The organism is Acetobacter ascendens, from assembly GCF_001766235.1.
GTDB lineage: Bacteria > Pseudomonadota > Alphaproteobacteria > Acetobacterales > Acetobacteraceae > Acetobacter > Acetobacter ascendens.
In genome coordinates this window covers 473863-485447 of sequence record NZ_CP015164.1, presented here as the reverse complement: position 1 = coordinate 485447, position 11585 = coordinate 473863, and the positions used below count along the sequence as shown (strand labels likewise).

Annotated in this window: 9 protein-coding genes; 2 read left to right on the top strand and 7 right to left on the bottom strand. The window is 53.9% G+C overall.

All coding sequences use genetic code 11. From position 1 onward, the window contains the following. Positions 1-80 precede the first annotated feature (80 nt). Positions 81-2279, top strand: a complete 2199-nt coding sequence (locus tag A4S02_RS02395; RefSeq protein WP_070322843.1) for an FUSC family protein — start codon at positions 81-83, stop codon at positions 2277-2279. 106 nt (positions 2280-2385) lie between these two features. Then, a protein-coding gene (locus A4S02_RS14760) for an IS5 family transposase (RefSeq protein ID WP_087651418.1) occupies positions 2386-3140 on the top strand; the annotation gives its coding sequence in 2 pieces (ribosomal slippage) (positions 2386-2725 and positions 2725-3140; 756 coding nt in all). 16 nt (positions 3141-3156) lie between these two features. On the opposite strand, the gene A4S02_RS02380 is transcribed toward A4S02_RS14760, so the two are convergent. The 7 genes from A4S02_RS02380 to A4S02_RS02350 form a co-directional block, all read right to left on the bottom strand. Continuing rightward, complete coding sequence (locus A4S02_RS02380; RefSeq protein WP_019090008.1) at positions 3157-4191, bottom strand: ion channel; 1035 nt, start codon at positions 4189-4191, stop codon at positions 3157-3159. A 122-nt stretch (positions 4192-4313) separates the two neighbouring features. Next, the gene (locus tag A4S02_RS02375; protein ID WP_070322842.1) at positions 4314-5690 is read right to left on the bottom strand and encodes a discoidin domain-containing protein; all 1377 of its coding nucleotides are present in this window, start codon (positions 5688-5690) and stop codon (positions 4314-4316) included. A 28-nt stretch (positions 5691-5718) separates the two neighbouring features. Then, complete coding sequence (locus A4S02_RS02370; RefSeq protein WP_070322841.1) at positions 5719-6657, bottom strand: outer membrane protein assembly factor BamD; 939 nt, start codon at positions 6655-6657, stop codon at positions 5719-5721. Then, on the bottom strand, positions 6654-7604 hold the full coding sequence (locus A4S02_RS02365; RefSeq protein WP_019090005.1) for an MlaD family protein: 951 nt from the start codon (positions 7602-7604) through the stop codon (positions 6654-6656). The genes A4S02_RS02370 and A4S02_RS02365 overlap by 4 nt, the downstream gene beginning before the upstream one ends. Further along, positions 7604-8305 (bottom strand): ABC transporter ATP-binding protein, encoded by a 702-nt coding sequence (locus A4S02_RS02360; protein ID WP_070322840.1) that lies wholly within the window; start codon positions 8303-8305, stop codon positions 7604-7606. Before A4S02_RS02360 ends, A4S02_RS02365 begins: the two co-directional genes overlap by 1 nt. A 1-nt stretch (position 8306) precedes the next feature. Further along, positions 8307-9203, bottom strand: a complete 897-nt coding sequence (locus tag A4S02_RS02355) for an MlaE family ABC transporter permease (protein WP_019090003.1) — start codon at positions 9201-9203, stop codon at positions 8307-8309. Further along, positions 9200-11518, bottom strand: coding sequence for an adenylate/guanylate cyclase domain-containing protein (locus A4S02_RS02350; protein ID WP_070322839.1), 2319 nt, complete (start codon positions 11516-11518; stop codon positions 9200-9202). Before A4S02_RS02350 ends, A4S02_RS02355 begins: the two co-directional genes overlap by 4 nt. Positions 11519-11585: the final 67 nt, after the last annotated feature.

The window sequence follows — 11585 nt, the reverse complement described above, 5'->3', positions numbered from 1 at the left end:
GGCTTTTGTTCCGGCTCTTTTTTTGTCAGATGCTCAAGAAATTGTTATAACAACAACTTCAATCTGGGGCATCTGGCTGCGTGGTTTCATTTCCATTACAATGGTATCGCGCCCTGCATGCCAAAATACACAGCGGCTCTTCCTTTCCGCTGGCATGGTTGATTGCCCCGGCCCCGGCTGATCTGGGCTTTGCCCTCCGCACCACTATAGCGGCATTTATTGCCCTAAGCTTGGCCTTGTGGATGGAAATGGACAGCCCCCAATGGGCCGCCATGACCACATGGATTGTGGCGCAGAACTCTCGTGGGCAAAGCCTCTCCAAAGCCAAATGGCGGTTGATTGGCACCTGCATTGGCGCAGTGGCGGGTATTGCGTTTTTGGCAGCCTTACCGCAGGAGCCGGGGCTTGTTTTTCCGTTTCTGGCCATATGGGCCGGCGGATGCTGTGCCATTGCAACATTCCTGCGTAATTTTCGGTCTTACGCACTGGTGCTGGTGTCCTTCACCACCACCATTATTGTACTGAGCGCTGCCAACCAGCCCGACAACGTGTTTATGATAGCACTTTCCCGCACCACCTACATTACGCTGGGTATTGTGTGTGAAAGCCTGCTGGCCGCCCTATTTGCCCCGCGCCTTGAACACATGGCCCAACAGGAAATGCGAGAGCGCTTGCTGGGTGCATTGCAAGGTGCGTGCACAGGTGTGCAAGGGCTGTTACGCAACCAGCCCGATGGCCTGCTACGCTCTCGCGCCTTGCTGGGAAGTATTCCTTCCTTAGCAGATCAAACAGAATTTAGTGAAATTGAAATGGGTCCCCACAACCATGCGGGAGACCACGCACGTGCCAGCCTGAATGCTGTTTTCGCCTTTTTGGCCCGAAGCATGACGCTGCGTATTCACATGCAGGCCGCAACGCCCGTCCCGCCTGACTTCCAGCAAGCGATTGATGATATTAGCGCACTCCTCACGGCATTACCGACAGAGCTGGAACAGGATGCCACCATAACTGCGGCAACACGGGCGCGCGCCCAAATCCGGCTTTACCGCACCCGCAGCCAACAACGTGGCATAGAACGGCTGGCAAAGTTTCAATCTCTGCAACAGCAAGATGCCCCTACTCTGCAACAGCAGCAGCGCGATCTGCTGGAAGGGCGCATTCTGGAATCTGCCCTAGCCAAACTACTGATGGAACTGGACCTTGTTCTGGAGCACTTTATTGCCACCCAGACGCCTAGCAGGTCTGACCATTTCCGGTTTGACCGCCATTCTGAAAAAGATGTGCTGCTGGCCACTAATAACGGCATCCGTTCCGCTGCGGCCATTTGCGCAGGTGGCTTGATATGGGAAATAACAGCATGGCCCGATGGCTCTACCCTTGCCATGTTTGTGGCTGTAACCTCCACACGCTTCTCCTCATTTGAAGATCCGGTACATGCGGCCAGCGGCTTCTTCCGTGGCGCAGTGTGGACAGCTATTATTTCGTTCATTCTCAGCTTTGTGGTCCTACCTCAGCAATCTGGAGTAGAAACCCTGTTGGCATCACTCTTTTTTCCCATGCTGGTTGGTGGGCTGGCTTTACGAGCCCCCGGCAGTATTGCGGGCACAGCGGCTGCCTATAATAACTTTCTGCCCTTTATGGTGGGGCCAGCCAACCACAGCCGTATGGATGAAATTACGTGGTTTAACACCACACCCGCAGTTGTTCTGGGTATTGGGCTGGGGATATGGGCCTTCCGCCTTGTATTGCCGTTTGATCCTGCCGAAGAACGCTGGAGGCTACGCCGCAAAATGGTGCGTGATTTGCGCCTGATGGCCAAAGGCCGCCTGACATTTACATCTGCCCAGTGGATTGCCCGTTCGGGGGACAGGCTTGCACAGATTATTCGCCATGCAGGCACCCACCCAAATGCCTTGGTGGAAGCCTATCTGACAGGAGCCATGAGTGCGATGACAACTGGCCTGCTTATTTTGCGCCTGCACAATGTGCTGTCTCACAAACTGTTATCTGTAGATCAACACCAGAAAATTGCACATGTGCTAGAAACAATCAGCCAGATAAAAGGCTATACACAGGCCCCTGCCCTTGCTTCTGCCCAAGCCATGCGGGCCCTTTTGCCAGCGGCCATGACAGAACGAAACCTATCTCAACAAATAGACCTTATTCGTGCCATAGGGGCGCTGGAGGTATTGCGGCATGAGTTTACGGCCCATGCCACATTTATGGATATCACCCGGCGCTTCCACCTTGCCGATGCCCCAGATCGACTGACCGCCTAAAACCCTACGGCGTGTCGTCAGTTAAGCCCTGAGAGTGGCACGTGAGGGTTGTACTTTGTGTCTGCGTGTGCTGACTGTTTTCCCGTTTTTTTGGGGAGACAGACAGATGCGGCGCTATAGTTTACGCGATGACCAGTGGGAGCGGATAAAGGATCTTCTTCCTGGTCGAGAAGGCTATGTCGGCGGCACTGCGGTGAACAACCGTCTGTTCGTGGAGGCGGTGTTGTATCGCTATCGCGCGGGTATTCCATGGCGCGACCTTCCTGCCCGTTTCGGTGACTGGAAAAACGTGCACCGGCGTCTGCGCCGCTGGTGTGAAAGCGGCGTCATCGAACGGATATTTCGTTATCTGGCCGCTGATTACGACAACGAATACATGATGATCGACAGCACAATTGTCCGAGCGCATCAGCATAGTGCCGGAGCTCTCAAAAAAGGGGCACGGATCAGGCCATCGGACGATCACGAGGCGGGCTAACTACAAAGATCCATGCCATCTGCGACGCTCTGGGCAATCCAGTGGAACTCGGCATCACACCGGGACAGGATGCCGATATCACCCAGGCAGAACCACTTCTGGAAAACATCGAACCGGATGCTTTCCTTGCTGACAAGGCGTATGACGCGGACAGGTTGATCGATCGGCTGATACAGCGCGGGATTACCCCGGTCATCCCGCCAAAACGCAACAGAACGACACGACGGAAAACCGATTTTTCTCTCTACCGCGAACGGAACCTTGTTGAGAGGTTCTTCAATAAACTCAAGCAGTTTCGCGCTATCGCAACCCGCTACGATAAACTGAAATCGACCTTCCTCGCAGCCGTGCAGTTCGCCTCAATCATCATCCTGCTTAACTGACGACACGCCGTAGTGCTTAATGCTGCTCCACATCATGGAAGCGCGTATAATCTACCGCAATGCGGCCATCTGGGCGGGACACCACGATATCTACAAACCGATGGTTATTGCGCACGCGGTCAAACCTGTAAGCCGTTCTGGCAAACACTGTTTGTCCCAAGGCTTCATCCGTGCCGGTAACTGTTACAATAATTTCGGCTTCCTCGGTTTCCAGTTCCGCCATTGTTTTGCCGTGTAAAGGGCTCTCCGGCCCGATCACATGTGCCATTACAAAGGCAAAACGCAGCACTGGAACATGAGACTGCACAAGTAATAACTGGTCAAACTTGCGCACCAGATGCCCATTTTCCCCCATAACCAAGCGGGAAAGCGCTACTTCTACATCCACCGAAAGAATAACGCTAACACGCAAATTGGCAATACGAATGCACAGCGCGGGAATACCACTTTCACTACTGACAACAGCGGTATTACTGAACATGATACGCGCACGTGGCCGGGCAAAACGGGCAAAGAGCAAACCCGTTGCCACGGCTGTCAGCATCATGCCGATAAACACTTCCAATGAGACAATGGCATTGGCGTAAATACCAACGGGCGTCATGCCCCCGTAGCCCACGGTGGAAAGTGTTTGCACACTAAAAAAGAACAGTGAAAGCAGAGTATGCTGGCTATCACTCGTAATCTGATCTGGCGCCACCATATACAGCAGCGCAAATATCAAATTGATAAGCAGGTAAGAAAGCACAGCTACAGCCGTAAATGCGGGCCAGCTTGCTGTAAGGGCGTGATGGTACAGATCTGTCCATACGCTATCTTTCAGCCCCACACGCACAACATCGTGGTGGCCTTTTTCTTCTACCAGCGCATGGGCTCTAAAACGCTTAGCGGCTTCACGCGTGCTTAAAGAAAAACGCCCGCTTTCCTTCTTTTTCTGCGCCGGAGAAGATCCGCCCACATCCTCCAGCGGCGTGTGACGAATTTCCTTATCAATCTGGCTTTTCTTTTTATACCTTCGCAATAGTCTTTTCATGATCACCGCTCCGCGCACCGGCCCGGTATGGGGATGCGCCCTCTGTTGCGGTGATACACGGCACAGCCTTAGCGTGCCTCAACAATTCTGCATGGAACCCCTGCAAGCTCCCTCAAAAAACATAATAAAACCCTGAGTTTTTATGATGAGCGCATTGCGTTTAGAAAACGTGCGGTTTTGTAGATAACCTTTTCAAAAAAACCGTTTTGTGCCCTCATGCTGCTGGGTGTGCCTATCACTTCTATCTGATCCAGATGCAGCACCGTATGGCCAAGGGCCTGCACACGCACAAAACGCGCCATAACAGGTTTGGGCAAAACCACATGCAAGGGTGCAGAATCCGCCCCACCAAAATGCGTATCATCCCGTTTGGTAAAAACCGTGTGCCAATCCGTGCCATTATGAGAGGCCAGAATATTTAGCTGCACACAGCATTCTTTTTGATCCAGCCGATTGTACATTACAACTTCCTGCACTCTGCACATCTGTTCCAGATCAACCTGCCACCACGGATCATCTTCAAAATCTGTATGAAAACCGTATCCGCCGTTTATCAACCCATCGTTCCCGCCAGAGGCTTCACGTGCAGCATCATGAGACCATGACCATTGCGACACGGTGGACAACATGGCGGGCCTATGGCGAGAAAGAATGTTCCCGGCATCCTTGTTTAAATGGAACAGGGCCTGTTCCAGCTTATCAAGCGCCTGCGCACTTACCTGCGGGTGTGCGCTTGACTGAAACGTACAAACTTCCGCCCAATATTGCGGATAGTGCTGCTGCACATAGGCGTAACCTTGCCTATAAAGTTCTGCAAAGCGGCTATCATGATAATCCAGATACGTGCCTTGCGGGGGATATCCACCGTAAGACCACGTAGCACCAACTACGCCCAAACCCGCTATAAAACGAAAATCATACTGGCTAATTTCCCTCAATGCGGAAGAGCGCTGCTGCCCTACCGGGCGCGTATGTTCTACCGGGGTGGCATCCATTATCCATATATCGCGCCAACCCAGCATCATGGGCCACAGCAAATCCAGCCCGAACCCTGTGCCAGCGCGTGAAAAGCGCAGCGTTGGCAGCGCCTGATGTAAAAAATCCCGCTGCATGCATGGCGCCATAATTTCTGCGAATGTAGAAGCGCGGGCCTTAAAGTTTTTATTCTGCAAAGTAGAAAGGTGGCTACAGAAAGAACCCGGCGTAAGTGCTGGAGCTGCCAATTTGGCGTTATACTGCTTGCACGCAGCAAAAAAGCGGTTCCACGTTTCTGCCGTAGCTAACAGATCATCATCCGGAAAGCAGATATAGTCGTACTGCTTCCATCCATTCCATTCTGTTAGAAAACGATAAAGGCCATCCCATTTATGGCCCGGTATCATCTGGCTGGGGAGACCCTGCGTATCCACAGGCTGAAATGGGCATAACACCAGATCCCATTCTGGCACGCCCCCTTTTAGCCATTCTGGATGCAAGGAATGGGCCCCACAGCGTGCAATAATCAGGTTCCGCTGCATTACCCCAGCCACTTACGCCTTACACGTTTTACTGTGCGTCTTTTTCTTCAAACGGACGCAGGGAAACACCCCCGGCATCCCGCGCCCATGCTGCGGCATCATCTTCAGGCGGCACGTAGTTACCTTTGTTGATGGAACCATGCGCCAGTGTTTGCACATCCATCCGGTTTAAGCCGCTAGACTGCGCTGCTGCACTTTGCGCAGCACGCTCCCACAACGCACGGGCTTTTTGCTGATCACCCTGAGCAGAAGCAATGCGCGCAGCAAGAGCCAGTGCGCGTGCCATATCACGGTAAGAGCCATCATTACGCCGCAGATCAGCCGCCTGCACGGCCAAAGCTTCCGCCTGCTGTGGTGCGGATTGACGCAGCATACGCGCCTGAATTTCCGCCTGATCTGCCTGCTGCGTGGCAGAAAGCGGCTTTTTAAGGCTGCCAAGATAGGTAGCTGCTTTTTGCAGATTGGCGCTATCGGATTGCGCATCTGCAGCAAGCCCCAGCACCAGAGCAGCTCTGCCTGCCAATGCACTATCGGATGACTGCATGGCCTGCGTGGCAGATGACATGGCAGAACTGTAATGGCCCAGCCTGTAATGTGCAGCGGCCTCTACCAGATCGAGCGAATAAAGCTGCGTTTGCCCACGCACGCCAGCGGCCTGCCGTGTAGCCTGTGCTGTTTGCAACGCTTTATCTGGCGTGTTTGCAGCCAGTTGTGCCACGGCCAGATCATACCCGGCCTCGGTTATCGCGCTGGTATCATCCCGCAGCAAAGCCAGATCTGCTGCTTTGCGATACTGCGTAACAGCTACGGTATAACGCCCCAGTTCAAAGGAATCTCGCCCGGCTGTCATGGCCTGATCCCACGCGGCATCATCCTGCGCGGTGGGTTTATCCTGCGTAGCGCCACCACACCCGGCCAACAGCAAAGGCAGACATAAAACAGCCACAGCGGGAGAAAAATACCTCATGGCCGCACCTGCTTAGGTGACAGACGGTTATGCCGTACCACTTTTTGCCCCCCCAGTAGCCACATACCGCGCAACTGGTCTGTTAGTTTTTCCAGCCCGTAAAGGGTGGTTTGCGCCTGCGCCAGCAATGCTGGCAGATCTGCGGTGCTGGCATCCAGATTAGCCGCAATACCCGGCAGATGCGGTGTTGCACCCTTTAGATCATGCGAGGCCCCTTTCAGGTTTGCCACCGTGGCATCGGTTTTGTTCATGATGCCGGAAATCTGATTTTCAATCGGTTTCAGGCGGTCAATCACCCCATTGAGCGAGACAATGGTGGCTTCTGCCTGTTTGATCAGCTGATCATTCGTCATCAACTGGCCAACGGTGCCTTTGCCTGCGTGCATATCGCTAATGGTGCCATCAAGCTGCGCCATCATGTGCCGAGCACTTGCCAGTGCGGGCATGATTTCAGCCTGAATACTGTTGAGCGTAGCGGTAATCTGGTCTGCCGGGTTGGGGGCTGGCGTTGCGCTTACAACTGCGTAGCTCCAATCCATTGGCTCCCCATGCCCACGGCTGAGATCCAGATAGGCGGCACCAGTTACAATAAGCTGTTTGCGGATAATGGCTGAACTATCACGCCGGATAAACGGCTTGGCCTGCGGGTCCAGATCCACCAGCGCATACATGTTGCCAGATGGATTGAGCTTGATGGAACGGATGGTACCAGCATGGGCACCCATAAGTTGCACATCCCCCCCAACCGTAAGGCCGCCCACGCCAGAAGCTGGCAGCACCACGCGCAAGCGCGCAGGTGGAGTAAGCCAATCTCGCAGCACGCCGGCTTCAATCACCGCGCCTGCAAAAATAACAAGGCTGAGAAGAACCAGAAACCCAACCCATTCATCTGCATAACGCAGAGAAATAAGAGGTTTCACTTTCTGTCTTAAGCGGAGCTGGAACATTATGCCATCCGTACTGCTACTAGGCCATCATCAGCAAGACGCCATGTGGAGGTAATACCCTGCCGGTAACTTTGCCAAACGGCATTGCTGCGCACCAACCAGATTACGCCTGCCCCTCTATCCCGCGCTTCTGTTACCGAAGAAAGGAAAGAGTTGTACAGTTCGGGCGAGCCACCCTCCAGCGGGTCTTCCAAAAGCAGCAAATGCGGCTGCCCCATAAAAGCCCGCACGCATGAAACGCGCGTAAGATCCGTATCTGAAAGCAGGGATGGGCTAACTGTGGGCACACCCGGCAGACCAAAACTTTCTGAACGCCGCACAGCCTCTGCCACCAGATCATCCAAACTGCGGGTGGTATGGTGCAACTGCTGCAAAATAATACCCAGATGCGTGGGCATGAACTCCGCCCAACTGGCGCGGCGTGTAATGCGCCCGATACGCCCGCGCAGAGCGTTAAGTTCCCGATCCTGCAGGTTTGCCCAATCCAGCCCCATAAAGCTAACCTGCCCGCTTTCCAGTTCCACCATACCGCTGCACAAATCTGCAAACATGGTGGCGCGGCTTGGGTCTCGCGCTTCCACAATCATACATTCGCCGGGCATCAATTTCATGCTGAAGGACACTGGTGGCAGTCCGCTATCCTCAAATGAGGGCACCGCCTTGTTCAGTTCTAGAAGTGGGCCTGCTGAATATGCCTCCATCTTACAGATCCAGACTGAACAGAACGCTCACCATCATCACAATCAGCATCCCGCGGGAAAAGCCGCGTGGCAGCAAGGTGCGCAGTGAATCTTCATTGGTGGCAGTCAGGCCTGTCAGGCAGCCGCCCAGCCCCACCACAAAACCAACCATGATGAATTTAAGCGGAATAACGGCGTAGTCTGTGACAGACATGGCCGCAGCCACATCATCCAGAAATGTCCAGATCGGGTTGGTAATCACGCCGGAAATACGGCTCATCACGTACCCGGTTATCAGTGATGACATGGAGAACAGAATACCCAGCGTAAACCCAGCCACGGTAAACGCCAGCGTGCGCGGCAGAACCAGCATCAAAAACGGGTCCATCCCCACAGACTGCATGGACCGCACCTGTCCGCCAATGGTCAGCAGCCCCAACTCTGTGGCGGACAGCATGCCATTACGCCCCAGCAGCAGAATACCTACCAGAATGGGCGCAATTTCACGGATAACCACATTGACCAGAATGGAGCCTGTCATTTTGGCAAGGCCGGTAAGACCCAACCAGTAAATAACCTGAGAAACAGCCGCCACACCTGTAAGCATACCAGCAAACAGTGATGCACTTACCCCACCGCCGATAATGTTGTTCATGGTGGTTACAAATTCGTACCGCACCGTGCGGCGCCATGCGTGAGAGCGAAAACTCTCAAAAATCACGCCCCAGCCTGCCCCCAGCACAACCAGAAAAAACCGTGCCTGCCTACGCACAAGCCGACCGATCCATGCCAGCTTCCTGCGTATCCACTCATGCACCGGAATACGCTTGGCAGGCTTATGTGCATCTGTTTGCAGAATCAGATCTGGTTCATCATCCGACGGCAGGTTGGGGCCGCCTGTTTGCTGGCTCCCACTCATCGCCTTGCCGCCAATGTATAGGCACGCCCCAGACCCAGATGCGGTGCAAAGAAGGAACCACGGCTACGGAACAGATATCTGTCACGCAGCACACCATAAACACGCTCTGTCACCTGAATGGTGCCGGGGTCTGCCGCACCCTGTGCCATCAACTCGGCCAGAGATACCGTTTGCCCCCACAGGTTGAATACCTTGGGTTCGTTCCCTACCGCGCCACCAAATGCCGGGCCGTAATCAATCCCCATAGTAAACACGGGTTCCAGATCCGCCGCGGCCAGTGATGCCATAAAGATTTCACGCATTTTAAGCGCGGCATCTGCAACGCGCACAATGGCTGTAACATCTGGCGTGGGCAGGCAACCTGCCATGCAGATCATGCGGTGGCCGGCCACTTCCACGGCAAACAGTTTTTCTTCCTGCGCGACGGACTGCACATCTGCCGCCAGTTGATTGATGAGTTCAATCAGGGCCTCGGTTTGTTTTCCCCCTTCCACCACGGGGTCAGAGAACGTGATAACCAACACAGCAACAGATGGATAAATGCTGGCGGAATTAACGGCTGTGGCTTCTGGCGCCTTCATCAGCATATTATCAGATTTGGGCGCGGGCACATCCAGCGTGGCAACCTGCTGCCCGACATCTACAATCTTGTCTGTCTGGTTATTCAGCAGTTGTGCCTGTGCAGCAAAGCGCAGGGCTGCCACCCCGGCCATAAGATCAAGGAAGTAAAGCAGGTGCGGCTGAAGATGCGGATCTTCCAGCATAATCGCGCCTTCCACCCCATGCGGGCCATGCACAGGGCAAACAGCCAATGCCTTTGTGCCCAGTTCACGCATGGTCAGACGTTCAAACCGCGTAGTGCGCGGGTCTACGGCTGCATTTTCAACCGAGAACGCGTTGCCTTCTTCAATCGCAGAAAAGAACGGTCCCAATTCTGTGCGGGCCATTTCAAACCCGCCGGAATGTGTGTTCTGCGTTTGATCGTACGCATCTTCACACACCATGGCAGCACCATCATGCAGGAAGCGCCAAAGCGTGGCACGCCGCGCACCTGTTACAAGCGTTAACTGCTCTGTTAGACTTAATGGTTCCACTGTGGGGTCAAACAGACGTGGCGCAACGGCCACCTGCTGCACAGCAGAGCTTTCACGCTGGATCTGCTCTTTCTGCTTCACCAACAGGCGCGTGCTAGACTCTGTCCGCCGCACCTGCCGCACAAGCAACCCGGCAAGCACAAGCGAGAAAACCGTAATAATGGCCAAAAACTGTAAGCTCTGATGGCTGCTTTGGTGCGCGAAGGACCCGAAATCACTTTCGGGCGCGGCCATCAGCAAAATCCAGCTATCAGAATAGCGTGGCAAAGCTGCGGCAATGGTGATGTAATCCGTGCCATCCCACGTAACATGCCGTGGCCCAACACCACGCACACGGTAGTGATCATACCCCAACGCAAAAACCGGATAGGCATTGCGGTCCAGCACCATTTTATCCGGGTCCCACCCAGCGGCCTTGGCCTGCTGCGTAAGATTTTTACCGGCAATAAACAGGCCCCGGCTATCCACAATCATAGCGGAGCCAGTTTTACCAACCTTGATCTGATCCAGATAAGAACTGAGTTCGTTTAGAGAAATGTTGGTGGCAAACACCATTGTATGTCCAGCGTCTGTCTTGAACCGCAGGGAGCTGGTCATGACAAACTGACTGGTGGTGGGGAACAAATGTGGCTTGGACCAGGTTACCTTATCTGTTCCGGCTGTATTTTTGTACCAATCGCGCGTGCGTGGGTCATAATCATTGGCATCATCTTCCGTTTCGGAAATTTTCTGCCCGCTCTCATCCCAGAATGCGTGATGGAAATATTTGTGCCCATTTTTTTCAATCAGGCGTACATGCTCCTGCACACCTTTTTGCGCGGCACGGGCGATGAGCATGAAGTGCCCTTCATCATCCGCTAGATAGAAGGACTGAAGCTGCGGAATCTTCCGCAACATGGTGCTGCCGTAAGAATAAAAGACCTTGTCTTCCACCTGTGCAGGAGCATGTTCAATCATGCCCGAGGCAATCAGATTACCGGTGGCGGCTGGCAGAATGTAATCTGTAACCTGCTGCACAATATATTGCTGCACAGCGCCCATAAGCTGGTGCGTAAGGGTGGAAACGCCTTCCTTGGTGGTACGGTAGGAATTTATCCCCACCAGCGCAATGGCCAGCACGGCCATAACCGTAACAACAAATGGCAGAACAAGATGCAGCAGAACCCTTCGGATAGAAGCATCGTGCTGGACTGTGGGATCTATGATCTCTTCAGAAGACACGAGATAAGGTTCCGCTGCTTTACCGGTTATTCAAAACCTGATTCTGGCAGACAGTTACAGCAAGCCG